Genomic DNA, 25,310 nt, shown 5'->3' with positions numbered 1-25,310 from the left:
GACCCTTTCGTCCTTCTCGGCGGTCATCTGCCGAGTCGGCAGGAACTGAGGCTGTGATATCGGACACGGCAGCCTTGGCGTTTGAGACTAGGCGCGCTGCGCCTCGACTTCATCAGATTTCCTCATAATTCGGCGATGGCCTGTTGTGGGTATGCAGCAAGCCGTGGGCATCTCGTACCCTTGGCGCCCAGGTCGCGGCGGTGAGGGCCATGATCCCGAACGTGGCGAGAGCGCCGACGACGGCGGGGACGAGGCCCGTGAGCATGCCCACGAGGCCAACCGTCGTCACGACGACGGCAGCGACCGCGTAGCACACGGCGGCATACAGAGACGCGAGGGCGCCCTGCTGCGCGGGTCCCGAGCCCTTGGTCAACGCGACAAGCGCCGTTCGGGAGCCAGTGCCGATGCCCGCGCCGAGGACGGCGAAGCCGACGATCGCGAGCACGTCGGCACGTAGCCACGCCCCGAGGAGGATGATGACGATGCCGGATGCCGTGGCAGACATGCCGTTCGATCGTGGTGCGAACCGGCGTAGGAAGGGCGCCCCTGGCTGGACGGCTGCGGTGGCGCATGGAAGTACCGCGGCCCGATCGCCCTGGCCCCTTGGAGATCGAGCTCGTCGAATGTTGTGGCGCCGAAGACGGCGGCGAGGCTCACGCACGTCCACACGATGGCGCCGGCGGCGAACATGGGCAGGGCCTCCCGGCCGACCCGTACAGACCCTTTGCCCATGGGTCAGGCTACAAGGGCAGCCCGGTTGTGATCGCGGCGGATCCAGAGCACGAGGACCAGTCCCGCCAACAGCAGTAGAACGATGAGCGCGTGGCCTACGAAGACAGCTTGAGGCGCCGTGTCCGCCGGCAGCTTCGACACGACCAGCTGGGAGCCTGTGGCCCCCACGATGGCTCCGGCGGTGTTGCCCGTCGCCGTGACGGCACGACCCTTGACGCCGACGGCCGCGACGACCAGCGCGGAGGCTGCCCCGGTGCCGAACCCGCCAGCAGGCCGCAGACGATCCGACCCGTGAGGATCGACCACTCCTGGGCGTACGCCAACAGCACGTCTGATTCGATGATCAGGATCAGGCTGGTCACGAGCAACGCCCCTGCCCATCGGGTGAACCGGGCGCGCGACAGCGCGAAAAGCGTGACGACGAGCGTCGCGACGTACAGCGTGAACGTGAGGGAGATGACGAGCGGGTCGAGACCGAGGGCTGCTCGGTAGGTTGGTAGTAGCGGGTTGATGGCGTTGGACGAGGCGACGAGCATCGCAAAGCAGGTCGCGGCGATGGCTCCTTGTGCCCGAGCAGTTCGTCGTCCAGGGGGGCGCCGAACAGTCATCCCGCAGCGCTAGCCGCGCTCCGCGGCGCGAAGGACGTCCTTGGCGCGTTCGACGGTCGGAACGTCCACGATGACACCCCGCGTCACTACCTGGCCCAGACCCGCCTCGAGCGCTCGCTCGTATGCGTCGACGATGGCGAGGGCGTGGTCAACTTCTGCGTCGGTGATGCCAAACTCCGACATGACTACTCCGACGTCCTGTAGCGTCAGGCATAGCTTGGACGTGAAACCCATCCGTTTGGCGAGTCGGCACTCGTCTCTCAGGAACTCCGTGTTGCCGACGAACAGTGACGCCGTGTCGATCGGGGCGGTCAGGCCGTGGGCGGCAGATGATTGGACGAGCAGGGCGCGGACGTAGTTCTCAAACTCCCCGTTGCCCGTGTACTGCGTGTTGGTGTCTCGGGTGAGGTCACCGATGCCCGCCACCAGCGCCACCGGGGGTTCAACGTCACCACAAATCCGATCGAGGTTGCGCAGACCCCGAGCGCTCTCGATCAGCGCGACCAGCCCAACGTCGGACCCGGCCTCGCGCAACGCGGTGCGCACCCGGGTCATCTGGTCGGGCGTCTCGACTTTCGGCACCATGACAATCGAGGCGGTCCGAGCGGCCACCTGGATGTCCTGTCTCCAGTCGGCGTGGTCCTCGTGGTTGAGCCGGACCCAGGTCCGGTCCCGTGGCACGTCGACGTCCAGGATCATCGAGCGCTGGGCCGCCTTCTCGGACTCGGGGATCGTGTCCTCGAGGTCGAACAACAGGATAGACGCCTGCGAGGCGAGCGCCTCGGACCTGCTTGGCACTCGCGATCCGGCAGCCGGCTCAATGTCGTGGGGTGCGGCGAACAGCACCGAGCGAAAGGCGGATGGTGTGACAGGCACGGAGGGCTCCTTGGTTGTGGTTGAGGGAAACTGAGGACCTGCAACATCGTGGTGCCAGTCCAAGCTCGTTGCGGTCGGACGAGCGGACAGATTTTGGAGCCGGACCCGAGTCGTCCGTCGCCGCTTGATGAGCCTGCATGAGGCAGCCGGCGCATGAAAGGTGTGACTCACCAAATACATGCCCCCAGACTGTGCCCTGACACATGAGAAAGGTCGGCATTTGGTGAACTACACCTTCAGCCCGCCGGCCCCCGGGGCAGCCTCTGGCGACGTGCCCGAACCCGGTGGCACCCATCCGATGAGGAGCAAACAAGCATGGATCAGCCCACCAATTCGATCATGCCCTTCGAGGTGTCGCTGTCGGATGAGGCTATTGGCGATCTACGCGCGCGCGTGGCGAGAACGCGCTGGAGCGACCAAGAGACTGTCACTGACTGGTCGCAGGGTGTGCCGCTCGACTATCTCCGTGAGTTGACCGAATACTGGGTCACTGAGTACGACTTCAGCAGGCTGGCGACCCGTTTCAACCAGTTCGATCAGGTCATGACCTCGATCGGCGGCACGGACATTCACGCGCTCCACGTGCGCTCTCCCGAGCCGCATGCTCAGCCGTTGCTCCTTACTCACGGCTGGCCGGGCTCGGTCGTGGAGTTCCTGGATATCATTCCGCTCTTGACCGACCCGGTTGCGCATGGAGGCGATGCGTCGGATGCGTTCCATGTGGTGTGTCCTTCGTTGCCGGGTTACGGCTTCAGTGGCAAACCTGATCAGACGGGCTGGGGGTTGGCTCGCGTGGGCGAGGCCTGGTTGGAGCTGATGACGCGCCTAGGGTACGACCGCTTTGGCCTTCAAGGTGGCGGCTGGGGATCGATGGTCAGCATCAAGGTGGCGCAGTTGGCGCCTGCACGAATCACGGGCGTCCACCTAAACCTCGGCGTGGCCTCGCCAGACGCGCTGCTTGAACTGGGCGACCTGACGGACGTCGAGACCGAGTACCTCGGCAGGTTCCAGTACTACGCAGACAACGAGGGCGGCTATTCCACGATCCAAGGAACACGCCCCCAAACCCTCGGCTACGCTCTCGTCGACTCTCCCGTCGGCCAGTGCGCCTGGATAGTCGAGAAGTTTCACGGCTGGACCGAGAACGACGGTTCGCCGGAGTCGGCGGTCCCTCGCGACGTCATTCTAGACAACGTCAGCCTGTACTGGCTGACGGCCTCGGCGACTTCGGCGGGGCGCCTCTATTGGGAGGGCTATCCGGCGTCGTTGACGGACTTCTCGCCGACTGAGGTGCCGGTGGGGTACACGGTCTTTCCCCGGGACTTGTTCGCGCTGTCGGAGCGATGGGCGCTGACCAGGTTCCCCAATCTCCAGTACTACTCGATTGCCAAACACGGCGGGCACTTCGCGGCACTCGAGGAGCCGGGCGCCTTCGTCGACGAGGTCCGCCGATCCTTCCAGGCGTTTCGAGAGGCTTGACCTGTGACCCTGAGGACAGAACGCCGCGATTCCGCGAGTCGCTGTGGGGGCCGAGTGGTGCAGGGCGATTGTGGGTGCTTGCGCACGGTCTGAGGCACGCAAGGGACGACGTCAGCCAACCAAACTGGCCGAGAAATTGTGTAAACACACATTGAACAGCCGAGGACAACTCGTCAGGGTTCCGTATGGCCCACGTCACATTCGTGGCCGTCAGCATGAATCACTCGACAAAGGGATGTCACACATGACTCGACGCGCAGCATTCGGCAAGAAGATCGCCATCGGTGCCTCGGCACTGATGATCGGGATGGGCTCCGCGGCCTGCGGCGGGGGGGCGAAGGCAAGCACCGACGACATCGTGATCGGGCATCTCGCGCACCTGACGGGTCCCACTGCCGGACCGTACGGTCTCCCGTTCGACAAGGGGATCAAGCTCGGTGTGGAAGCCGTCAACGAAAGCGGTGTTCTCGGGGACCTGACCCTCAAACTTGACAGCCAGGATGTCGGTGGCGAGGTGTCGGCCGCGATCACGCAATACAACAAGTTCCTTCGGTCGGGCACGTCGATCTTCGTTAGCCCGAGCTCGACCCCGATCCAGCGCGCGCTGCAGCCGTACGCCGAGAAGGACGATGCGGTCCTCCTGAGTTCGTCGGTCGGTGACGAGACGAAGAAGGAGCCCGGTAACGTATTCGCGCTCCCCCGACGCCATCACACCCAACCAGATGTTCGGCGAGCACGTGGCTGTCGAGGACAAGCGCAAGAAGGCCGTCATGGTCGTCGACGGCGACAACCCCGCCTTCAAGGACATCGCCGTCGCACTCCAACAGGGCTTCGAGAAGGGCGGAGGAACCTTCGTCGACCGTATTGACATCTCGGCGAAGGACAACGACTTCTCGCCGGTCGTCACGAAGATCAAGTCGATGTCCCCCGACGCCGTGTTCTTCTCGACGCTGTCGGAGACCGCGGGCAACCTCCTGATCCAAATGGATCGCACCGGCGGGTTCGAGGATGTGCAGATGGCTGGCGGTGTCTCGTGGGGCAAGCAGGTTTTCGACGTCGCCGGCGACGTCGCTGAAGGAGCACAGTTCGCGGCCTACTCGGGCGCCGACGGACGGTGGCGAGTTCGAGAAGCGTTTCAACGAGGAGTACGAGGGCGCGCCCGAGTCCGTCGCGGCGACGGGCTACGAGACCGCCTGGCTGATCGCGGGCGCAGCCTCGCTGGCCGTCGAGAACGATGAGCAGATCAACGGAGCGTCGATCGCCAAGCATATGCCGAAGGCCGCCGAGACCGAGATCGTGAAGGAGAACGGACCCTACGAGTCCTGGGACTTCCGGGCCAGCGGGACCGCGATCTACCCGGGCGTCGTGATGGAGTTCGGCCCCTCGGGCGTTATCGCTCCCGTGGCCAAGTAGGTCGGCCGGTCTGGAGGCGCTGAGATGAACTTCTTTCTGCAGCAAACAGTCAACGGTGTGGCCCTGGGCTCGTTGTTCGCGCTCTATGCGCTCGGCTTCAGTCTGGTCTTCGCCAACATGAAGGTATTCCACGTCGCCCACGCGGCGATCTTCACAGGGGGCGCGGTCTTCGCCTGGGAGCTCACGGATGGTCTGGGCTGGTCGTTGCTCGCGGCGTTGCCCGCCGTCGCGCTCCTCGCTGGCGTGCTCAACGTGGTGGTCTACCTGCTGGCGATCAGGCACCTGCAAGGGCGCAAGAACAGCGATATGTTCATCTTCGTCTCGAGCCTGGGAGCCGGAATCGTCCTGACGGAGATCGCGCTGCATCACCTCAAGAACGAGGTGGTGCGCCTACCATTCGGCCTCATCGAGGCGCGGCGGTGGTCCGTGGCGGGCCTCCAGATCTCGAACTTGCAACTGATCATCGTGGGGACGGCCGTCGCCATGTTCGTGATCCTGCGATGGCTGTTGACGTCGACCCAGTTTGGCCGCGAGGTCAACGCGGTCGCGAGCGACCGTGAGGTCGCCGCCGTCATGGGGATCAACGCGGAGCGCGTCAGCATCCTGGTGTTCTTCATGTCGGGCGCCTTAGCAGGCGTCGGCGCCACTTTGGTGGCTCTCGCGTTCAACACCGTCGAGGGCAACATCGGTCACAACTACCTGGTCATCGCGATGGCCGTGCTCGTTATCGGTGGTATCGGCAGCGTGGCCGGTGGATTTCTCGGCGGCCTCATGGTCGGTCTGGCATCGGCGTTCACCACCGGATATCTCTCGTCGTCCTACCGCGATGTCGTGGTGTTCGGACTCTTGATGGCTTTCCTCGTCCTACGCCCTGACGGGCTCGTGAAGACGGCCAACGTCAGCAACCGGGCCTAACGAAGGAACCATTGTGTATTTTCTCTCCAGCTTCGGCGTCTACGACTTCCTGATCAGGGACTCGCTTGTCCTCGTCCTGGTCGGCGCCAGCATCTACTTATTGTTCAACGCCGGCTTCTTTGCCGTCCCGCAGATCGGTTTCATGGCCATCGGCGCTTACACGGCTGCGTTGTTGTCCCAAGAGTGGGACCTTCCCCTTCCGCTCACTCTGCTGTCAGCGATCCTCGTTGGCGCGTTGTTCGGGCTGCTACTTGGATTAATGCTGTTCCGTCTGAACGGGGTTTACCTGGCGATCGCCACGGTCGGCTTCAGCGAGATGGTGCGTGTGACGATCCGAAACTTGGACGTCACCGGCGGGCCGGCTGGCCTGGTCGGCATCGACCTCTCGCTCAACGATCTGCACATCACGCTGATCGTCCTCGCGGTCTTCGTCGGCCTGGCGCTACTTCGGCGCACCCGTCACGGCGGTGCCATGGTGGCGATCCGCGAGGATGCGCTGATGGCGGCGCACCAGGGGATCAGCGTCCGACGCTACCGTTTGTTCCTGTTCGTTGCGTCCGGGGCATTGGCCGGTCTCGCCGGGGGGATGCGGGTCCACCTGACGGGCTTCGTCGAACCCTCGACCTTCTCGTTCGACCTACTGAGCGACATCCTCGCGGCCACGGTCGTGGGTGGGATGACGGTCGTCGCGGGTCCGCTCGTCGGCGGTGCGCTGATCTTCGGGCTGGCTGAGGTGCTACGGGAGTTCCAGGAGTATCGACACATTATCAACGGTGCCCTGATCGTCTTGATTGTAGCGTTCGCGCCGTCGGGCGTCGTCCTGCTTGTCAAGGACTCAGTCGTCAAGGTCGCCCGACGGCTCAGGCTGCTTCCGCCCGAGCCCACGATCTCGGTGTTCGACGATCGCTCGTCACCAGACGTGGACCTCGCGCCGACCTCGTTGAGGAAGTCCCCTCGGTACTCGGAGCCGCCGGTCCTGACCGTCAACGGCCTGGTCAAGAACTTCGGCGGGGTCAAGGCCGTGCAGGACGTGGGCTTCGATGTCCACGAGGGCGAGGTCCTCGGGATGATCGGGCCCAACGGTTCCGGCAAGACGACCGTGCTCAACCTCCTGTCCGGGGTCTACGTCCCCGACGAAGGGCACGGCAGCCTCGCCGGCACGACGGTCGACCACATCTGGGGCCGGCCCGAGAAGCTGATGCGCTCCGGGCTGTCCAGGACGTTCCAGAACATCCGCCTCATCGACGGCCACTCCGTCGTCGAAAACGTCCGCGTCGGCGCCTACTTGGATGCGTCCAACGACCAGCTGATGCATCGGCTGGGGATGGTCACCTCGTCGCCCGACGACGCGGACCTTGCAGGTTCTGAGAAGGCCATCAGTCTCGCGATGTCGCGCGTAGGTATCTCCCACATCGCCTCGCTCGATGTGGCGGCTCTTCCGTACGGACTGAAACGCAAGGTTGAGATCGCGCGCGCACTCGTCGCCCAGCCCAAGCTCCTGCTGCTGGACGAGCCGACGGCCGGGATGTCCCCGGCCGAGCGCGACGAGATCTTCGCCGTCGTGGAGAGCCTGCGAGGTGAGGGCGTCAGCGTCGTGATCGTCGAGCACGATGTCGGATCGATGGTGCGGCACTGCGACCGGATCGTGGTGCTTAACTTCGGAAAGGTCATCGCCGTCGGCGCGTCAGAGGAAGTCACTAACTCGAAGGAGGTCATCGATGCGTACATCGGCGGCATTGCTCACGCTTGAGAACCTGTCCGTCCGCTACGGCGAGGTGAGGGCTGTCGAGGCGGTGGACCTCACGGTCGGCGTCGGCGAGGTCGTGTCGATCCTGGGTGCCAACGGTGCCGGGAAGTCCTCCTTGCTCCGGGCAATCAGCGGAGAGGCGGGACATGTCGACGGTCGCGTCTCGCTCCGTGACGTCGACTTGCTCAAGGGCCCTCGGTACGGAGTGGCCCGCAGAGGCGTCGCGCACGTGATGGAGGGCCGCCGGGTCATCCCGACGCTGTCGGTGATAGACAACCTGCTGCTCGCGGCCAACGCCTCGCGACGCGTGAGTCGTGGCAGTGTGCCCGGTGCGCTCGAGGAGATGTATGCTTACTTCCCGCGCCTCCGCGAGCGGCAGTCGCAGGCAGCCGGACTGCTGAGCGGCGGTGAGCAGCAGATGCTCGCGATCGGTCGCGCGCTGATGGCGAAGCCGGACCTCTTGCTCCTCGACGAGCCGTCGATGGGTCTCGCGCCCATCATGATCGAGGAGATCTACGACATCCTCCGCGCCCGGGACGGGATACTTGGGGAGTGCTCTGTCCTGTTGGCCGAGCAGAGTGCTGCGGTGGCACTGTCCGTCTCCGACCGGGCCTATGTGCTCTCGCGAGGCTCGGTCGTATTCGAGGGACAGGCGTCCGAGCTCGACGCGGGTAGGGTAGCCGCTGCTTATCTGCAGGGCTAACCTCGTGCGGTGGTGCTTGATTCCATCTGGACCCGTGCCAGGAGAGCGGAAGACACGATGGCGAACGCGACGACGAAGCTGGCGTGCCCGACCAGGGCGACGCGAATACCAACGTGGGAGTCAAGGATCGCTGCGATCGCGGCGGGGAAGGCTGAACCGACGAATCCGGCCAGATACACGATGGTGAGGAACCGGCCGATTTCGTCGCTCGGCACTTCGGCCATGACGGTACGCAGGATACCGGTCGTTGCTCCGCCGAAGCCGACGCCGGACACGGCGCTGAAGACCAGGAATACCGGCTCGTCGTGCAGGTGGAGCCCCAACACCATCCCGATCATGCCGACCGTGATCGTCAGCAGAGAACAGAAGGTGGCGGTTGTGGGTGACACCCGGGCGAACGAGGGGCCACCGACTGTCGTCAGACCGATCACCATCCCTACGACGACACCGGCGAACAATGAGCCGTTGTGATCGAGATAGGTAGCGACCATGGCTGATCCCAGACTCTGGTAGAGGCTGCCGACGGACCAGGCGGCTACCATCGCCGTGCTCAACGCCGCGCAAAGCCAACCCATGCTGGTTGGCGCAGCCAAGACAGGTCGCAGCGAGGCGAGGAGGCCGCGCTGGCGTGGAGTGGTCTTGGGGGATCGGAGGAGGCCAACGAGGCATCCTGCGAGCAGGACGTTGACTACGACGTAGATCCACTGACCGGAGAAGCCGAGCACATCGGAGATGACGCCACCGGTGAGCGCTCCGGCCGCGATGCCTACGGGTGCGCCGATGCTGGAGATGACAGCGGGCCACGCGTCGAGCTGCGGCCGCCGCAACTCGATCAGATAGAGGCTGAGCACCGCGATCCCCATGCCGGTCGCTGTGCCCTGAGCCAGGCGGCCGAGCATCAGCAGCCGGTGTGTCCGGTTGCCGCAGCCACCATCGAGTTTCCCGAGATGGCGATGCAAACGGCCGTCGCTGCGCCGGTGTTGCGTCCGACCACGTCGGACACGCGGCTCAGGAACAATAGCGCCAGCACGGTGCCGAGCATGTACATCGCAAACGACCCTGTGAGCGCCGCATCGCTGGTGCCTGCCGCCGATAGGAGCGCGGCCGGTGCGCCGGCGCCGACCGTGAGCAGGACCAGGCACACGCCGGCGTTGGCGAATGCGGCGTTGGGACGGCCGGTGACCAGGGGGCCGCTGGCCTCGCGTCTAGGCAAGACCGCGTTCGCTCAACGACGGGCCGACCGTCCACCGAGGGATCAGCACCCGTTCGCTGATTCGGCGGTGGCCGCTCGCGCCGGTGTAGCGGTCGTCGTACTGCCCGATCCGCACGTGGAAGCTGTCTCGATCGATCGAGTGGTAGGTCGATGTCGAGCGAAGGTACGAGTCGTCCGTCCATACGTAGGGGTTGGTGGTCTGGTGCGCCGGAGGGTGCGGCGGGCTGCCTAGCGCGAAGAACGCCGCAATCTGCTCGACTCCCTCCAGTCGGTCCCCGCCCAGAGCCGTCATGTCGAGCGCAGCATCAGGGTGGAAGACCCTGGTCCAGTCGCTCGTGCCGCGGTCTGCCAAGGCGCAGTACAGACCGATGAGCTGGTGCACTTCGAGAATGTCGGCCAGGGAGGCGCGTGACGGCGCCTCGAAAGGGTCGAGGCTCATGGGTACGGCAGCAGTCGACGATCCTGCATGACGCGGATCCAGTGCCGGGCGCTGACGTCGGTCTCCATGACCTCGGTGAAGCCGAGTTGCTTGATCTTGACCGAACTGACTACGGCGGGTCGTGGCATCTCGTCCTTTCCATAGTTTAGGGGAGAAGTCCGCCAGGTGGTGCGACTCCCCAAGCAGTTCGGCCAGGGTGCTTTCCCGGAGTCCCTGCTCGTCGACGACGCGGCGCCACACATGCTCGTGTGCCGGCAGGAAATCCGCCAGGCGGGTCGGCACCGCATAACCCGGGTCCTGGACCCCAAAGCCCTCGGCGAGGGTCGGCCACAGGTCCGGCCAAGAGAACACCTCGCCGTTGGTGACATTGAGGTGCTGCCCTGCCGACGAGGGTTCGCCCGCTCCCCACAAGATCGCCCGGGCCAGGAGACCTGCGTCGCACCCCTGGCGGACAGCCGTGGCCCCGCCCGGGTAGGCGAACGGTCGACCGGTCGCCTGGCGATAGAGCCGCATAGGCCCCGATCGTCATCAGAATGTTCATAGCGACGCCGGCCGTCGCGCCAAACACGCTGGACGGTCGAAAGATTGTCCAGTCGAATCCGTGGCGCCCTGCCTCGGCCCTCAGGTAGTCCTCCTGGAGCCAGTAGAAGTTCGGGTGGTCGTCGCGGGCATCCGCTCGCGGGCAGGGATCGGCACGTCGTGGAGGTGCACTCCGTAGGCCTTGCCGCCTTGCAGGAGGGTGATGTGCGACAGATCAGCCGACGAGCACAGCGGGGCGATGACGTGGCGCAGCATCGAGTGGTTGACCTCGCCGTGCTCGGGGGATGTCCAGCCGGCGACGAGCCCTGGCTGCTCGTGCAGTGCTGCGAAGACGACATGTGTGACGTCGTGTAAATGTTCAGCGTGGGGGGCCAGCGCAGCGGGGTCCCGCAGGTCTGCCTCGATCCCAGCGGAACTCACGCACGGATTGGATCTCGGGCCGACGACGTGACAGGGCAACGACGTCCCACCCGTCGGCGAGGAACTCGTCGACGACGGACTACCGACCAGTCCGCTCGCCCCAGCAACCAGGACTCGGCGATGCATGGGTCTCTAAGATGCGAAATGCTGCAGGCCTCGACGAGACCGCCCCGAACGTACGACCAGCGCGCCGGAAGGGCCCATGGGCCAGCGCACAAAACGCTGACGGTCGTCTGGGCGGTGTGACAGGGACTCGTCAAGGGTGCGCCGGCGCTGCAGCGTGAGGGGCCTGGGCGTGACAAGTGTTTTCACACAATAGGAGAGCGAGAACTTCGTCTAGATCACAGAGACGGGAGTGAGCCTGATTGGCATTCTTCGGATGTAATCCAGATCACGTAGTCCAGATCACGCATGGGAGCCAGACGCGGTGAAGAACGAGATGACAGACCTTCGTGGCCCCGGGGGCTCCGACATGGTCCAAGGGACCGACGAGGTCGGGTCGACGACAGGTCACAAGAAGCTCGAACGAGGGGTTAACGAGGTCACGCGTGTCGCTGTAGCCAAGTACGGCCTGCTCGCGATGCTCGCCATCGAGATCGTGGTGTTTTTGATCCTCGCACCCGATACCTTCGGCACAACCGCGAACGTCAGCAACATCCTCGCGTCACAGGCCATCTTGATGATCGTCACGCTCGGCCTCACCATTCCGGTGCTGGCGGGAGAGTTCGACGTCTCGGTCGCGCACAACCTCGGCTTCAGCATGGTCCTCGTCGGCTACCTCACTGTGCTCCATGGTTGGCCGCTCCTCCCGGCGCTTGTCGCCTGCGTCCTCGCTGGGGCGCTGATCGGCCTGATCAACGCAGTACTGGTCGTCAAGGTCGGCATCAACTCCTTCATCGCGACGATCGGCGTGGGCACGGTGCTCGCTGGCCTCACGGTCCAGCTCAGCGGGACGAATGTCATCCCGGGACTGCCCGAACCCCTGGTCAAGGCTTCTTCGGCCGAGTTCCTGGGTCTTCCTCTGCCGGTCTTCTACGGACTGGGTCTCGCCCTGATTTTGTGGGTCGTCTACGAGTGGACGCCGGTTGGGCGACGTATCATGTTCGTCGGCGCCGGTCGCGAGGCCGCCCGTCTGGCTGGTGTCAACGTCGTTCGGATCCGCGGGGGAGCGTTCGTCGCCTCGGGCGTCATCGCGTCGCTGGCTGGTCTGACTCTCGCCGGCCAGTTCGGTGCTTCGGACCCGCTGATCGGATCCTCCTACCTCCTGCCTGCCTTCGCGGGCGCGTTCCTCGGGGCGACGACGATCAAGCCCGGGCGTCCCAATGCGTGGGGCACCGTGATCGCGCTCTACGTGCTGACGGTTGGTGTCACCGGTCTGCAGCTTCTCGGAGCCGGTCCGTGGGTGCAGGACGTGTTCAATGGTGGCGCGTTGATCGTCGGTGTGACGATCGCCCGGCTGGCAGCGCGCCGTGACGGCCAGGGGGCAGCGCTGTGACCGTGACCGCGAGTCCAGTGACGACTCGCGTGAGCATCCGCGGGATGTCCAAGACGTTCGGTAGCACGCGCGCCCTGAGGGACCTGAGCCTTGACCTTGGCGGGGGAGAGATGCACGCGCTGTGTGGTCAGAACGGCTCTGGCAAGAGCACGCTGATCAAGATACTGTCGGCCTACTACGACCCGGACGACGGTGCCGCAGCTGCGCTCGACGGCGTCGACGTCCCGGTGCCGCTGCAGGCGGGGCACGGCGACGCGCTCGGGATCCGGGTCGTCCACCAGGACCTCGGCCTGGCGCTCGGCCTGTCGGTGCTCGACAACCTCTACATCGATGGCTATCCGACTGGCCGCAGTGGGCTAGTGGCATGGCGTGAGGCGCGCAAGTCCGCTGCTGCCCTGCTCACAAGGTTCCACCTGGACGTCTCGCTAACCGCGCTCGTCGCAACGCTGAACCCGGCGGAGCGCGCCATGCTCGCCATCGCGCGGGCGATGCACCCGGGGGGAAAGGAGCGACTCGCCTGCTGATCCTCGACGAACCGACGGCGCACCTGCCCAAGGCAGACGTCGACCTGCTGATGGGTGCCCTGCAAGTGGCGAAGGACAACGGCGTTGCCATTCTGATCGTGACACACCGGTTGAGCGAGGTGCTGGGCTACGCGGACCGCGCAACGGTCCTTCGTGATGGAGTCAACGTCGGCACGCTGTACGGCAGCGATCTCGACCACGATGCGCTGGTCGAGCTGATGCTCGGCCGGAAGCTCGACAACCAGTACCCGGACGTCGCGGGTCAGCACGATGCCGAACTCCTGACGGTGCGCGACTTCGGCGCCGGGACGGGCGATGTCGGTCGACCTGACGCTCCATAAGGGCGAGATCCTCGGCGTCACCGGTCTGGTCGGCTCAGGATTCGAGGACATTCCCTACGGGATCTTCTCGGCCACGGACTCGCACGGCACCATCGCCTTTGGCGGCCAGGTCGTCAGCTGGCGTTGTCCGCAGGACGCGATCGATGCGGGCGTGGCGCTCATCCCGGCCGAGCGCATTGGCCAGGCCGGAGTTCCCACGGCATCCCTCCTAGAGAACGCGACCCTGCCGTCCATGCGGTCCAGGATGCGCGGGCCGTTCATCAACCGATCCGCTGAGGCGAGGTTCGTCACCAGCATCCTCACGGACTACGACGTACGCCCCGCCGGGAGGTATCGAACGCACGTTGGCCAAGCGCAGTGGTGGCAACCAGCAGAAGGTGCTGCTCGCGAAGTGGCTGGAGATGCAGCCCAAGGTCATCTTGCTCCACGAGCCCACTCAGGGTGTGGACATCGGTTCGCGCCGGCACATCTTCGGGTACTTGGCCACCGCGGCGTCGCGAGGCGCGGGCATCCTGCTCGCCTCCGCCGATCAGGCTGATCTGGTCAATCTCTGCCACCGGGTCCTGGTCTTCAGCCGGGGTCGTGTCGTGGCGGAGCCACCGGTGCCGCTCTGACCGAGGATCGGATCGCCGAACTTTCGCTGCGCGACAGCATGTCCCGAATCGGTGACGGGACGTAAGAGTCATCGCGGGGCAAATCACCAGGGTTCTGCTCGGCGCGGCCGAGCGACACAATATAAGGAGAAGTGCATCATGAACCGAACTCAGGGGAGCTAGCCCGAGTTGTCGTCCCAAGCGGGTGATCTCTGTCGCCGTCGTCAGTTCGCTCGCCCTGCTCCTGGCAGCTTGTGGTGGTAGCGGTTCGGGCGGTGAGGCGGGAAGCTCTTCCGACAACGCGGAGGCTGCCGCCGCGGCCACGACGAAAAGCTTGCGAGGCCGCGGCGAAGGCCACGGGTTCCGTCATCGGTGAGGCCCCTACCGAGAAGGTGGACGGATCGGCACTCAAGGGCAAGTCGATCTGGATCGTCACGATTAACAACGCCGGCACGGTGGAGCAGTTCGTGGACAACACGAAGGAGGTCGCCTCGGAGCTCGGTGCGACGGTGGGATTCTTCGACTCCAAGGGCAGTATCCCCAATGCGATCAAGGGCATTAACCAAGCGGTCGCCCAGGGCGCCGACGTGATCGTCAACATGGCGCTCAACCCAGCGCTCGTCGAGAAGTCGATGGTCGCCGCCCAGAAGAAGGGCATCAAGGTCGTCGACGTGGTCAATAGCCAGCCCGAGACCCCGCCAGTGACCGGAACCGATGGCCGCGTCTCCTGGGACTACATCGGCGGAGGTGCCGCCAGGACCGCCCAAGCGATCTGTGACAAGAAGGGCGAGCTCAACCTCGCCTTCATCTCGGCCGATGAGATCCCCGTGACCGCTCTGCAGTACGAGGGGGTGCAGAAGTCCATGAAGGAGCTCTGCCCTGAGACCTGCAAGATCACCAAGCTTGACGTTCCGAGTGCTCAGTGGGCGACCGGTCTGGCTCCCGCGGTCACCAACCTGTTCCAGCGCAACCCCGACCTGAACTACCTCATGCCTGCTTACGGCGACATGATCACGCCGCTCGCCTCGACCCTGAAGCGGATCAACCCTGACGGCAAGATCACGGTTGGCTCGTGGGATCTTCAGCCCGAGTACGTCAAGCCGCTGCTCGCTGGCGAGTTGAGCTCCGACGTCGGAGCGGCGTTCGGCGCCCTGGCCTACCCGATGATCTATCAGAGCCTTCGTCTCCTCAACGGTGAGGACCCGACCGCGCTGGCCGGTTCGTGGCGCATGGTCACGACCTCGGTTGGCAAGGAGCTTGGTCTCGATCCGGTGGATTCGCCCGTGGAGATGCAGCGGAAGATCTTCGGAGAAAACGTCGTCGATGGGACCGAGTACCGGGCGCTCTGGATGAACTAAGCCAATGACATCTCTCACTACGGAGGAACGCATCATGGGAAACGTACCACTCGACATCATCAACGTCCGCGAGCTGTTTATCGGCAGCCGGTGGCAGAAGCCGGCGACCGACGCAACGTTCGAGGTGACCAGCCCACACTCAGGCGAGTCTATCGCTCTGCTCCCGGAGGCGGCTATCGCTGACGCGCAGGTCGCGGTGGACGCTGCTGCTCGTGTCTGGGACGAGGGTGGCTGGGCTGACCTGGCCCCCTCGGTCCGCGCCGAGTTCGCTCAGCGTTGGCTCGATGCTTTGCGGGCGAAGTTCGACGAGCTGAGCACCGCCAACGCTGGTCAGACTGGCATGCCGCTCACGTTGGCGGAAGCCATGACGGACAGCGGGATCGTGCTCGTCGAGGATGCATTGGCGCTGGCCAGCACGATCGAGTTTGTTGAGCACCGCGACACGGCGACTGGTGCGGTCGAACTGCATCGTGAGGCGATCGGTCCGACGCTTGTCATCGGCACATACAACGGTCCCGTCAGCGGTCTGGGCATGTCGGTAGTGCCCGCGTTGATCATGGGCAACCCGGTGATCCTCGAGCCGCCCCCGGAGAATTACCTCATCGGTGCCGTGATCGCTGCTACTGCCGCGGAGGTCGGGTTTCCGGAAGGCGTGCTGAGTATCTTCGCGGCGGACGCAGAGGTCAGCAAGTTCCTCGTCGCTCACGAGCGTGTGTCTGCAGTGCACTTCACTGGCGGCACCAAAATCGGTGCCGAGGTGGCTGCTGTGGCCGCCTCGCGCATCGCTCGGGTGACGTTGGAACTCGGAGGCAAGACGGCCGCGATCGTCGCCAATGACGCCGACTTCGATGAGGTGCTGCCGATACTCGTCGGCGGCGCTGTGGCCAATCAGGGTCAGATGTGCATCGCCAGCTCACGCATTCTTGTCTCCAACGAGCGGCATGACGAGCTGGTCGCTCGGCTGGTCGAGAGCTTTGAGGCACTCGAGATCGGCGACCCGCTCGACCCGAAGACCCAGTTCGGCCCGCTCGCGGCCGAACGCGTACGTGAGCGCTCGCTTGGGTTCATCGAACGGGCCGTCGCCGCGGGGGCGACGCTCGAGTACGGCGGCGATGTGCCCGAGGGCCTCACGGACGGCTACTACCTGCGTCCGGCGCTCCTCACCAATGTCAAGAACTCGATGGAGATCGCACAAGAGGAGGTCTTCGGTCCCGTCTATAGCGTAATCCGTTATGACGACATCGATGACGCCGTCAGCATTGCTAACGACTCAAAGTACGGGCTCTACGGCACCATCTTCACCAAGGATGCCGACGTGGCCCACCAGGTCTCGTCCAAGGTGCGCGTGGGGCAGTTCAGCATCGGCGGACGGTTCCCCTCGCTTGCGGCCCCCTACGGAGGCATGAAGCAGTCGGGCTACGGACGCGTAGGCGGGGTCGAGGGGATGCTCGAGATGTCGAACATCAAGGTGGTCCTCCCCGCCGTTGAGTCAGGAGCCAGCGTATGAGCTCCGAAGCCTACGACTACATCGTCGTCGGTGCCGGGTCTGCGGGATGTGTGCTGGCCAACCGACTGTCCGCAGACCCGGCGACCTCCGTCCTGCTCCTGGAGGCCGGCGGCCGGGATCGCAGTCCCATGATTTTCATCCCCAAAGGCTTCTACTACCTGCCGGACAAGGTCAAGAAGCAGTACGAGACGACGCCCTTTGGGCCGAACAAGCAGACAGAGGTCTGGGGCCGCGGCCGAGTCCTCGGCGGATCGAGCTCCATCAACGGTCTGCATTGGAACCGGGGCTTTGCCGCGGACTTCGACGCGATCGCCGATTTGGGCAATCCCGGTTGGGGGTCGGGACAACATCCTGTCGATCTATCGCCAGATGGAGGATCACTCGCTCGGAGGATCGGCCACACGCGGACAGGGTGGTCCTCTGGGCGTCTCCGTGCCCACGCGGACCGAGCCTGTCTGCGAGGCGATGATCGGCGCCGGCGAGAAGATGGGGTGGAAGCGGGTCGATGACGTCAACGCCAGTGATGAAGAGCGGATCGGCTACGCCCCTTCGTCGACCAGGGGAGGCACGCGGGTCAGCACGGCGCGGGCCTTCCTTCGTCCTGCGCGGGGTCGGTCTAATCTGCGGGTCCTGACCGATACCGAACTGACCGACCTGGTGTTCGACGGCACGCGCGTCGTCGGTGTCCGCTGCACGTCCAAGGGGGGGGCGAAGGAATATCGCACCAGAGGCGAGGTGATCTTGAGCATGGGGTCTTTTGAGAGCCCACTCACCCTGGAACGGGCAGGCATCGGACGTGGCGACGTGCTGCGGGCGGCCGGCATCCAGCTGCGGATCGAGTCCCCTAACGTGGGTGAGAAGATGCGCGAGCACCGAGCCGTGGGGATGCAGGCGAGGCTCAAGCCGAATTTGGGCTATAACCGGCATATCCGGTCGAAGGTGGCTCAAGGGTGGACGGGTGCCAAGTACCTGGCGTCTCGCCAGGGTGTCATCTCGCAGCCGGCCTACGACCTCGCTGCCTATTTCAAGGCGGACGAGTCGAGCGATCGGCCGCAGCTCCAGGCATTCCTCTCGCCTCTGTCGGTCGAGACGCCTGGAGAGAACGAAGTGCAGCATTCCAAGTTGATCCCCGAACGTGAGTCAGGATTGAACTTTCTGACATACGCGCTGCGTCCGACGAGCACGGGCTCGGTCCACGTGACGGGTCCCACGCCAGATCATTTGCCTGCCGTCGATCCGAACTACCTGGCGACCCAGGAGGATCGGGACATCACACGGAAGGGCTTCCTTACAATGCGGGAGCTGCTCGAGTGCAGCCCACTGGCGGAGCTGGTGGAGTTCGAGTCGGTCCCGAGTAAGTCGGTCAGTACCGACGAGCAGATCGACCGGCACATCCTGCTGAACGGCTCCACGGGCTATCACTCGCTGGGGACCTGTGCGATGGGTCCTAACGACGACGATGTCGTCGACGCTGATCTCCGGGTCCGTGGGGTCAAGGGATTGCGCGTCGTGGATGCCTCGGTGTTCCCAAGTATGGTCTCCGGCAACTGCAACGCGCCCACCATCGCGTTCGCGTGGCGTGCGGCCGACCTAATCAAGGCTCAGGCTGGCTAACGTCGCTCTCGGGGCAGTCGAGCGCTGGGGCGGGGATCTCATCCCTGCCCGGCGCTCGAGTGGTTGTGCCTCTATTGCAGGGGATTTTCGCTCTCCCTCGGGCTGTGGGACTGGACAGGAACTGTGGTGGAAGTTGTTCGGATCACCATCGTCAAGGTCACAGTGGATAGGCATGATCGAGGCATGAAGATCACCAAAGACGGCATGCGTTTCGATCACGTCAGCGTGTGCGTCACTGAGCTCGACGTCGCTCGCGGGTTCTACTGTGGCCTGTTGGGCTTTGAGGAGACCGAGCGTCCGGCGTTCGAATTCGAGGGCGTCTGGTTGAGGATCTCCGGCATGCCGATCCACCTGACGACCGGCGGGTTTAAGCGTGGGGGCGGATCGTCGCTGAGTCCGGCCGATCCGCACTTCGCCGTCGCCGTCGAACGAGCCGAGGACCTCGACGAGCTCGTTGAGGGCTGGCGCGGCCAAGGCATCGACGTCTACGAGCTCGAGAACTCGCCGGCGGCGAAGCGTCAGTACTTCGTGGCCGACCCAGACGGCAACATGATCGAGTTTTGTTCGTACGCCTCCTAGTGGTCGGTCGCACTGATCACTGCGACACCAGATCCTCGGACTCCCTGTCCGAGCCAAAGAGAAGGATGAAACACATGTCAGTAGAGCTGATGTCCGAGTTGAACGACGCCTACCAGGTGCCGGAGGGAACGCTGGAACATCTCCGCACGCAGAGCTGGGCGCCTTTGCCGGGACTGCTGAATGCGGACACCGTTAAGACGATGCTTGAGCAGGTGCAAAAGTACGCAGCGCCCGTTCAGCCGTCAGAGACCGAGAAGTGGATGACATCGGATGAGTACGCAAAGGTCCTGCAGAGTCACGACGGCATGGCGTGGACCGACAACTGGTTCCGTGACCTGGCGCTGTCCCCCCGTCTGACCGGCGTCGCGCTCGACCTGCTGGACGAGTCTGAAGGCTTGTTCATCCACGACATGACGTTCACGAAGCCAGGTCACGAAGGTGGCCCAACACCTTTCCATCAGGACTATCCGTTCTGGCCGTTCGATCGGAAGGGCGCCTTCACGATCTGGATCGCGATGACCGACCTGACCGCCGACATGGGCATCTTGCAGTTCATGCCCGGCTCGCACAACGAAGGGCCTCTAGGTCGCTTCAGCCGCGCGCCCGGCGATGACATCCGTAAGGCGTACCCGTACCTCGAGGACAAGTACGGCTTCGCGGGCGGCACGGACCTCAAGGCTGGCGACGCGACGGTGCACTACGACCTCACGGTGCACGGCGCCAATGGCAACCAGACGACTCGTGGCCGCGCGGCGTACACCCTGCGATACATGCCCACCGACGTCATCTATACCGGTGCGCCGCACCGTCACTTCGACGCATTCGAGATGACGCCGGGTGAGTTGTTCGCTGACAGCCCCCAGGTGCCGCACATCAGCAGACTCAGCTGGCTGCGAATGGTCGGGGTGACCCGCCCGTCTGGCACGACTCACCGGAGACCGAGCTGTTGCGCCGGATTGATGAGCAACACCTCGATCAGCGCGGCCCCTCGGTCCACGGTGCCCGTGGCACATGACTCCGTCGCCGAGATAGCAGTCGCAGAGTGGATACAGCGCAGCCGAATAGACCATCCCTGCCTATGTCGGCGGTGACCTAGTCGAGTAGGGGACGCAAGTCGGTACGGATTAGGCGTGCCAACCGAGATGGTCGACGTCGTCTAGCGCGGTGAGGTCCATCCGGAACGGACGGTATGACACCCCCCAACTCGCGGATGCACGAGAAATGAGGCCACATCCATGGCAACACATCAGCCCGACGGCCCTGCCCGTTCCTTCGCCATTACCGTCGCCGTGTTGGCCGCGGGCGACCGTGGTGATCTACTTGCGCTGGCGTCGGTCCTGCACCGTCGCCGTGTGGAAGTCGTCGAGGCCGGCTCGCTCGGCCCGCCCACGGACGCCGCGTCTTCAGCGCCACGTTCATCGCTGAGCCGGAAAGGGCAGCGACGGTGTTGCGCACCTACGAGGGGCTCGTCGACGTTATCGACGCGTCGCTGTATGAGGCACTCGACTCGCGGCAAGCCCATCTGCCTAATCCGGTCTCCGCCGCGCACTGAGTAGCGGCCGCCCCTTACTCCAGCACCCCCAGCACGACATCCGCTCCCGGCACACCCCGCTCGGGCTCGGACCCTCCACACCCCGCCTACCGGCACAGGAGAAACCATGAGCAACACGAGTATCCTCCCCGACCTGTTCACGTCTTCGGCACTCGATCGCGTCGGCCACCAGCCCGTGCAGCTGATCGGTGCAGACGGCCGCCTCACCACGTCGGGTGAGTCGCTCGACCTCGATCTCGACCTGGCTCGCGCGCTCTACCGCGACATGGTGCGTGCCCGGCGGCTCGACAAAGAGGCTTTGGCGCTGCAGCGACAGGGCCGAGTTGAGCCTGTGGCTGATGAGCCGGGGCAGGAGGCAGCCCAGATCGGCTCGATACGCGCCCTGCGCGACTCCGACATGGTGTTCCCGAGCTATCGCGAGCACGGCGCGGCACTGTGTCGTGGAATCGGCCCAGCCGACCTGATGCGCCAATGGCGTGGAGCGGCGCACTCGGGTTGGGACTCAGTTGAGTCACGTTTCCACATCTACTCGTTGGTACTTGGTACGCAGGCGCTCCACGCGACGGGATACGCAGCCGGGGCAGCGCTCGAGGGATCGGACGAGGTGGTGGCGGTCTACTTCGGTGACGGCGCCGCGAGCCAGGGTGATGTCAACGAGGCGCTCAACTGGGCGGCGGCCGGCTCGTTGCCGGTGTTGTTCTTCTGCCAGAACAACCAGTGGGCGATTTCGACGCCGACGCGCCTGCAGATGCGGACTCCGCTGCACGTACGTGCCGCCGGGTTCGGGCTGGACGCCTATCATGTCGATGGTAACGATGTCATGGCTGTGCACGCTGTCACCGCACACGCGGCGGCGCGGATCCGCGAGGGTGGCGGACCGGCGTTGATCGAGGCGCAGACCTACCGATTCGGCGGTCACAGCAGCTCCGACGATCCGAAGCGCTACCGCTCCGACGAAGAGTTCGCGTCGTGGGAGCTGAAGGATCCGCTTACTCGTACCGAGGCGTTCCTACGGGGGGCGGGGGTCGGCGACGATTTTTTTGCAGCGCTTGACGAGGAGGTCGACGCATTCGCTGCAGTCGTCCGCGACGAGTGCAAGAACATCTCCGGGGCGCATCTTGCCGAGCTCTTCGACCGGGTGTACGCCGATCCGCACGGGCCCCTAGCGGCTGAGAGGGCGACATTCGAGGCGTACTCGGCGGCACTCGGGACGGAGGCCTGACATGACGACGATGACACTGGGCGGAGCCATCAACGCAGGCCTCCGCAAGGCGATGGAAAGCGACGATAAGGTCGTCGTGATGGGCGAGGACGTCGGCGTACTTGGTGGTGTGTTCCGGGTGACCGACGGACTGCAGAAGGACTTTGGCGAGCAGCGCGTAGTCGATACCCCATTGGCCGAGTCGGGCATTGTCGGAACCGCCATCGGCCTGGCGCTGCGCGGCTACCGGCCAGTCTGCGAGATCCAGTTCGACGGCTTCGTCTATCCCGCATTTGACCAGATTGTCAGCCAGCTCGCCAAGATGCGCGCCAGGTCGGGTGGACGCATCGCTCTGCCGGTGGTGATCCGCATCCCAGTCGGCGGTGGTATCGGTGCGGTCGAGCACCACAGCGAGTCCAACGAGGCCTACTTCGCACACACGGCCGGCCTGCGGGTGGTCTCGTGCTCGAACCCCGACGACGCGTTCCACATGATCCAGCAGGCCGTTGCCTCGGACGACCCGGTCATCTTCTACGAGCCCAAGCGTCGCTACTGGGACAAGGGCGAGGTCACCGGCACATCACCCTACTTGCTTGAGTCGGCGGCGGTGCTTCGGGAGGGCACCGATTGCACGCTCATCGCGCACGGGCCGACCGTCACGACGGCCCTGTCGGCGGCCTCGGCGGCGGCCGAGGACGGCTACTCCGTCGGCGTCGTAGACCTGCGCTCGATCTCACCTCTGGACGTTGCGACGCTGCAACGTGTGTCGTCCGCATCGGGTCGGGCGGTTGTCGTGCACGAGGCATCGACTTTCGCCGGTATCGGCGCCGAGATCGCGGCGTCGATCACGGAGTCTTGTTTCTACGAGCTCGAGGCACCGGTCCTGCGAGTCGGTGCCTACAACCTGCCGTACCCCCGGCCTCCGTCGAGGACGAGTTCTTGCCAGACGTCGATCGAGTCCTCGAGGCCGTCGACCGCAGCCTTTCCTACTAGAGAGCGAGCAGCATCATGTTTGAGTTCGCCCTGCCCGACGTCGGCGAAGGCCTGACCGAGGCCGAGGTCGTCACGTGGCACGTCGTCGTCGGTGATTCCGTCCAGATCAACGACACCCTGGTTGATATCGAGACCGCCAAGTCCGTCGTTGAGCTGCCTTCGCCGGCGGCCGGCGTCATCACTGCCGTCCACGTCGAAGAAGGCTCGACCGTCGATGTCGGCACGATTATCGTGACGATCGACGATGGCGTCGCTGCGAAGCAGCCCGAGCCCATCCCCGCTCCAGGCGCGGCCGAGCCACCGAATGCCGTTGACGAGGAACCTTTGGTGCTGGTCGGCAAGGCACCGACGGCCGCAGTTCCTCGCACCAGGAAGCTGCGAGGGCGCCCGGCCGCGACCCAGGGCACGGCCTTGGGAGTTGCCCTGGAAGAACGAACGTCCGTTGCGGGCAAGGTCCGGACGAAGCCACCTGTGCGCCTGCTGGCCAAGCGGCTCGGCGTCGACCTGAGCACAGTGCTCCCCTCAGTGGGCGACATCATCACGCGGTCCGATGTGGAGAGCGCGGCCGGAGCGGTGGGCTCTACGACGTTTGAAGCGGTCCAGATCCCCCGCTTCTCGCGAGACCCGCGTACCGATTAAGGGCGTCCGCAAGGTCACCGCGGCCGCCATGGTGCAGTCGGCGTTCAGCGCCCCGCACGTGACGGAGTGGCTGACGGTGGACGTCACCCGCACCATGGACATGGTCAAGCGTCTCAAGGCCGATCGCGAGTGGCAGGGCGTGCGCCTGACCCCCCTGGTGTTCGTCGCCCGAGCCTTCCTACTCGCGATCCGACGGTTCCCCGACATTAACGTCTCGTGGGACGAGCAGGCGCAGGAAATCGTGCACAAGCACTACGTCAACCTCGGGATCGCCGCAGCGACTCCGCGAGGGCTCATCGTGCCCAACATCAAGGACTGTCACGAGTTCGATGTCACGGGGCTTGCCCACGCGATCGACACGTTGGTGCAGACGGCTCGCTCAGGCAAGACGCCTCCTGAGGACATGTCGCGAGGCACCATCACGATCACCAACATCGGAGCGCTCGGTGTCGATGCGGGCACACCCATCTTGAATCCGGGCGAGGCGGCGATCCTCGCATTGGGAGCGGTACGCGATACGCCGTGGGTCGTGGACGGTCAGATCGTGCCGCGGAAGACCACTCAGCTCGCGATGTCATTCGACCACAGGCTGGTCGACGGCGCTGTCGGCTCCCAGGTGCTGGCCGAGGTAGGACGGCTCCTATCCGATCCAGGCGAGACGTTCCTGTTCGTGTGACGGTCGAGCACACCCCGGCCGAGCTCGTCGTCGCAACCGTATACATGCGTCATGACCTAGCTTGAGGTCGCCCGGGTGCTTCAGATGCTGGTCAGACTGCCGGTGCAGGTGGAGCGTTTCAGCGCTCGGGTTACCCCGCACGACGTCAGCAACGTGCGGGGTATCGAATCGGTTGGCGAACCGGTGATGTGTCTGGTCGTCGTTGCGACTGTGGATGACGCGCGACATGTAGAACGCCTGACCAAGACCCTTAACAAATCGGCGAGCGTCTTCAAGGTCGTGGCCACGACGACGTGATGGCCTCTGCGTATGGGTGGACGTCCTCACTTCCCGGAGTTCGATCGATGGCGGCGGTCTCAGATGACGGATGTGAGCCCGCCGTCGACGACAATCGAGGCGCCCGTGACGTAGCTGGACAGGTCTGATCCCAGCCACACAATCACGTCGCCGATCTCAGAGGGTTGACCGAGCCGGCGCAGCGGCGTGCGCTGACGCATACCATCAGCGGCCTCGGCGACGCCGGGGGGTGGTGGTGAGCATGTGGGTCTCGATGAGGCCTGGGCTGACGGAGTTGACCCGGATGCCGTCAGGACCGAGTGCCCCGGCCAGGGCCTTGGCCATGACGATGACTCCACCCTTGCTGGTCGAGTACGCCACGGTGTGCGGCGACCCTTGGAGGCCACCCATGCTGGCAGTGAGCACGATGCTGCCGGGCTTGTGGGCGGTCTTCAGCTGCCGCGCCGCGGCTTGTGCGCAGAGCAGTACTCCCTTGACGTTGACCGACATCATCCGATCGATGTCCTCTTCGCTGACGTCTGCATCGTCCGAGGCCACGGTGATCCCCGCGTTGGCCACCATCACGTCGACTCCACCGAAGTCCTCGGCTGCTGAGACCAGAGCATCTACCTGCGATCGGTTCGTGACATCGGTCTCGATGAATCGTCCTTCAGATCCGATCGACTGCACCATCGTGTGTGTCGGCTCCCCGCCTTCGCGTGGCTCCGCCAGCACGTCGGCGACCAGCACGGCACGGGCGCCCTGTTCGGCGGCGGCGATGCACGTAGCGCGTCCCAGCCCGCTCGCCCCACCTGTCACGATGACGACCTTGTCCTTCAGTATGCCGTTCATCAGCTTCTCCATGCTTGTCGGTTCT

The 25,310-nt window shown here is 64.8% G+C and carries 28 protein-coding genes and 3 pseudogenes; 21 read left to right on the top strand and 10 right to left on the bottom strand.

The genetic code is table 11. From position 1 onward, the window contains the following. Positions 1-112: 112 nt before the first annotated feature. The 3 genes from ACHMWU_RS07325 to ACHMWU_RS07315 form a co-directional block, all read right to left on the bottom strand. Positions 113-505: a hypothetical protein gene (locus ACHMWU_RS07325; RefSeq protein WP_396042419.1), complete on the bottom strand. Its 393-nt coding sequence runs from the start codon at positions 503-505 to the stop codon at positions 113-115. 322 nt (positions 506-827) lie between these two features. After that, the gene (locus tag ACHMWU_RS07320) at positions 828-1,340 is read right to left on the bottom strand and encodes a hypothetical protein (RefSeq protein ID WP_396042417.1); all 513 of its coding nucleotides are present in this window, start codon (positions 1,338-1,340) and stop codon (positions 828-830) included. 9 nt (positions 1,341-1,349) lie between these two features. Beyond that, entirely contained in the window at positions 1,350-2,216 is an 867-nt protein-coding gene (locus ACHMWU_RS07315; RefSeq protein WP_396042415.1) for an HpcH/HpaI aldolase/citrate lyase family protein, read from the bottom strand. A gap of 315 nt (positions 2,217-2,531) precedes the next feature. Here ACHMWU_RS07315 and ACHMWU_RS07310 point away from each other — a divergent pair, with 315 nt between their 5' ends. From ACHMWU_RS07310 to ACHMWU_RS07285, 6 genes and pseudogenes are all read left to right on the top strand, one after another. Continuing rightward, complete coding sequence (locus tag ACHMWU_RS07310) at positions 2,532-3,695, top strand: epoxide hydrolase family protein (RefSeq protein ID WP_396042413.1); 1,164 nt, start codon at positions 2,532-2,534, stop codon at positions 3,693-3,695. 235 nt (positions 3,696-3,930) lie between these two features. Then, a pseudogene (locus tag ACHMWU_RS07305) lies at positions 3,931-4,933 on the top strand (ABC transporter substrate-binding protein). 31 nt (positions 4,934-4,964) lie between these two features. Then, positions 4,965-5,108: a hypothetical protein gene (locus tag ACHMWU_RS07300; RefSeq protein WP_396042411.1), complete on the top strand. Its 144-nt coding sequence runs from the start codon at positions 4,965-4,967 to the stop codon at positions 5,106-5,108. Positions 5,109-5,132: 24 nt separating this feature from the next. Further along, positions 5,133-6,023, top strand: a complete 891-nt coding sequence (locus ACHMWU_RS07295; RefSeq protein WP_396042409.1) for a branched-chain amino acid ABC transporter permease — start codon at positions 5,133-5,135, stop codon at positions 6,021-6,023. A 13-nt stretch (positions 6,024-6,036) separates the two neighbouring features. Then, entirely contained in the window at positions 6,037-7,773 is a 1,737-nt protein-coding gene (locus ACHMWU_RS07290) for an ATP-binding cassette domain-containing protein (protein ID WP_396042407.1), read from the top strand. Further along, the gene (locus ACHMWU_RS07285; RefSeq protein ID WP_396042405.1) at positions 7,742-8,473 is read left to right on the top strand and encodes an ABC transporter ATP-binding protein; all 732 of its coding nucleotides are present in this window, start codon (positions 7,742-7,744) and stop codon (positions 8,471-8,473) included. Before ACHMWU_RS07290 ends, ACHMWU_RS07285 begins: the two co-directional genes overlap by 32 nt. Here ACHMWU_RS07285 and ACHMWU_RS07280 read toward each other — a convergent pair. The 4 genes from ACHMWU_RS07280 to ACHMWU_RS07265 form a co-directional block, all read right to left on the bottom strand. Continuing rightward, positions 8,470-9,336, bottom strand: a complete 867-nt coding sequence (locus ACHMWU_RS07280) for an MFS transporter (RefSeq protein ID WP_396042403.1) — start codon at positions 9,334-9,336, stop codon at positions 8,470-8,472. The genes ACHMWU_RS07285 and ACHMWU_RS07280 overlap by 4 nt on opposite strands. A gap of 35 nt (positions 9,337-9,371) precedes the next feature. Then, complete coding sequence (locus tag ACHMWU_RS07275; protein WP_396042401.1) at positions 9,372-9,686, bottom strand: hypothetical protein; 315 nt, start codon at positions 9,684-9,686, stop codon at positions 9,372-9,374. Continuing rightward, a complete protein-coding gene (locus tag ACHMWU_RS07270; RefSeq protein WP_396042399.1) occupies positions 9,679-10,638 on the bottom strand; it encodes a nuclear transport factor 2 family protein in 960 nt (319 codons plus the stop codon). The genes ACHMWU_RS07275 and ACHMWU_RS07270 overlap by 8 nt, the downstream gene beginning before the upstream one ends. A 108-nt stretch (positions 10,639-10,746) precedes the next feature. Continuing rightward, entirely contained in the window at positions 10,747-11,085 is a 339-nt protein-coding gene (locus ACHMWU_RS07265; RefSeq protein ID WP_396042397.1) for a hypothetical protein, read from the bottom strand. A 439-nt stretch (positions 11,086-11,524) separates the two neighbouring features. On the opposite strand from ACHMWU_RS07265, the gene ACHMWU_RS07260 reads away from it, so the two are divergent. The 3 genes from ACHMWU_RS07260 to ACHMWU_RS07250 are packed head-to-tail and all read left to right on the top strand — an operon-like array spanning position 11,525 to position 13,445. Beyond that, the gene (locus ACHMWU_RS07260) at positions 11,525-12,580 is read left to right on the top strand and encodes an ABC transporter permease (RefSeq protein WP_396042395.1); all 1,056 of its coding nucleotides are present in this window, start codon (positions 11,525-11,527) and stop codon (positions 12,578-12,580) included. Between the two features lie 44 nt (positions 12,581-12,624). Further along, positions 12,625-13,104: an ATP-binding cassette domain-containing protein gene (locus tag ACHMWU_RS07255; RefSeq protein ID WP_396042393.1), complete on the top strand. Its 480-nt coding sequence runs from the start codon at positions 12,625-12,627 to the stop codon at positions 13,102-13,104. A gap of 50 nt (positions 13,105-13,154) precedes the next feature. Beyond that, positions 13,155-13,445, top strand: a complete 291-nt coding sequence (locus tag ACHMWU_RS07250) for a hypothetical protein (protein ID WP_396042391.1) — start codon at positions 13,155-13,157, stop codon at positions 13,443-13,445. A gap of 54 nt (positions 13,446-13,499) precedes the next feature. Here the strand turns inward: ACHMWU_RS07250 and ACHMWU_RS07245 are convergent, their stop codons facing one another. Further along, the gene (locus ACHMWU_RS07245) at positions 13,500-13,643 is read right to left on the bottom strand and encodes a hypothetical protein (RefSeq protein ID WP_396042389.1); all 144 of its coding nucleotides are present in this window, start codon (positions 13,641-13,643) and stop codon (positions 13,500-13,502) included. 146 nt (positions 13,644-13,789) lie between these two features. Here ACHMWU_RS07245 and ACHMWU_RS07240 point away from each other — a divergent pair, with 146 nt between their 5' ends. From ACHMWU_RS07240 to ACHMWU_RS07185, 12 genes and pseudogenes are all read left to right on the top strand, one after another. Continuing rightward, a complete protein-coding gene (locus ACHMWU_RS07240) occupies positions 13,790-14,059 on the top strand; it encodes a hypothetical protein (RefSeq protein ID WP_396042387.1) in 270 nt (89 codons plus the stop codon). A 371-nt stretch (positions 14,060-14,430) separates the two neighbouring features. Beyond that, positions 14,431-15,396 carry a sugar ABC transporter substrate-binding protein gene (locus ACHMWU_RS07235; RefSeq protein WP_396042385.1) on the top strand — a complete coding sequence of 322 codons (966 nt, stop codon included), beginning with the start codon at positions 14,431-14,433 and terminating at the stop codon, positions 15,394-15,396. A 34-nt stretch (positions 15,397-15,430) separates the two neighbouring features. Next, entirely contained in the window at positions 15,431-16,903 is a 1,473-nt protein-coding gene (locus ACHMWU_RS07230) for an aldehyde dehydrogenase family protein (RefSeq protein ID WP_396042383.1), read from the top strand. After that, positions 16,900-17,232 (top strand): annotated as a pseudogene (locus tag ACHMWU_RS07225) (GMC family oxidoreductase N-terminal domain-containing protein); the annotation flags it as partial. The gene ACHMWU_RS07230 and the pseudogene ACHMWU_RS07225, both read left to right, overlap by 4 nt. Beyond that, positions 17,192-18,517: a GMC family oxidoreductase gene (locus tag ACHMWU_RS07220; RefSeq protein WP_396042381.1), complete on the top strand. Its 1,326-nt coding sequence runs from the start codon at positions 17,192-17,194 to the stop codon at positions 18,515-18,517. The pseudogene ACHMWU_RS07225 and the gene ACHMWU_RS07220, both read left to right, overlap by 41 nt. A gap of 183 nt (positions 18,518-18,700) precedes the next feature. Continuing rightward, positions 18,701-19,096, top strand: a complete 396-nt coding sequence (locus ACHMWU_RS07215) for a VOC family protein (RefSeq protein WP_396042379.1) — start codon at positions 18,701-18,703, stop codon at positions 19,094-19,096. A 65-nt stretch (positions 19,097-19,161) separates the two neighbouring features. Then, entirely contained in the window at positions 19,162-20,187 is a 1,026-nt protein-coding gene (locus tag ACHMWU_RS07210) for a phytanoyl-CoA dioxygenase family protein (RefSeq protein ID WP_396042377.1), read from the top strand. A gap of 567 nt (positions 20,188-20,754) precedes the next feature. After that, positions 20,755-21,870, top strand: coding sequence for a thiamine pyrophosphate-dependent enzyme (locus ACHMWU_RS07205; RefSeq protein ID WP_396042375.1), 1,116 nt, complete (start codon positions 20,755-20,757; stop codon positions 21,868-21,870). Between the two features lies 1 nt (position 21,871). After that, positions 21,872-22,842, top strand: a pseudogene (locus ACHMWU_RS07200) (alpha-ketoacid dehydrogenase subunit beta). Between the two features lie 15 nt (positions 22,843-22,857). Next, complete coding sequence (locus ACHMWU_RS07195; protein WP_396042373.1) at positions 22,858-23,481, top strand: biotin/lipoyl-containing protein; 624 nt, start codon at positions 22,858-22,860, stop codon at positions 23,479-23,481. 28 nt (positions 23,482-23,509) lie between these two features. Then, positions 23,510-24,157, top strand: coding sequence for a 2-oxo acid dehydrogenase subunit E2 (locus ACHMWU_RS07190; RefSeq protein WP_396042371.1), 648 nt, complete (start codon positions 23,510-23,512; stop codon positions 24,155-24,157). Between the two features lie 75 nt (positions 24,158-24,232). Beyond that, positions 24,233-24,454 carry a hypothetical protein gene (locus ACHMWU_RS07185; protein WP_396042369.1) on the top strand — a complete coding sequence of 74 codons (222 nt, stop codon included), beginning with the start codon at positions 24,233-24,235 and terminating at the stop codon, positions 24,452-24,454. Between the two features lie 59 nt (positions 24,455-24,513). Here ACHMWU_RS07185 and ACHMWU_RS07180 read toward each other — a convergent pair whose 3' ends face one another. Both ACHMWU_RS07180 and ACHMWU_RS07175 read right to left on the bottom strand, forming a co-directional pair. Further along, the gene (locus tag ACHMWU_RS07180; RefSeq protein WP_396042367.1) at positions 24,514-24,654 is read right to left on the bottom strand and encodes an SDR family oxidoreductase; all 141 of its coding nucleotides are present in this window, start codon (positions 24,652-24,654) and stop codon (positions 24,514-24,516) included. A gap of 4 nt (positions 24,655-24,658) precedes the next feature. After that, the gene (locus ACHMWU_RS07175) at positions 24,659-25,285 is read right to left on the bottom strand and encodes an SDR family NAD(P)-dependent oxidoreductase (RefSeq protein ID WP_396042365.1); all 627 of its coding nucleotides are present in this window, start codon (positions 25,283-25,285) and stop codon (positions 24,659-24,661) included. Positions 25,286-25,310: the final 25 nt, after the last annotated feature.

It is taken from the genome of Aeromicrobium sp. UC242_57, from assembly GCF_044452305.1.
Lineage (GTDB): Bacteria > Actinomycetota > Actinomycetes > Propionibacteriales > Nocardioidaceae > Aeromicrobium.
This window is presented reverse-complemented; position numbering and strand designations above follow the sequence as displayed.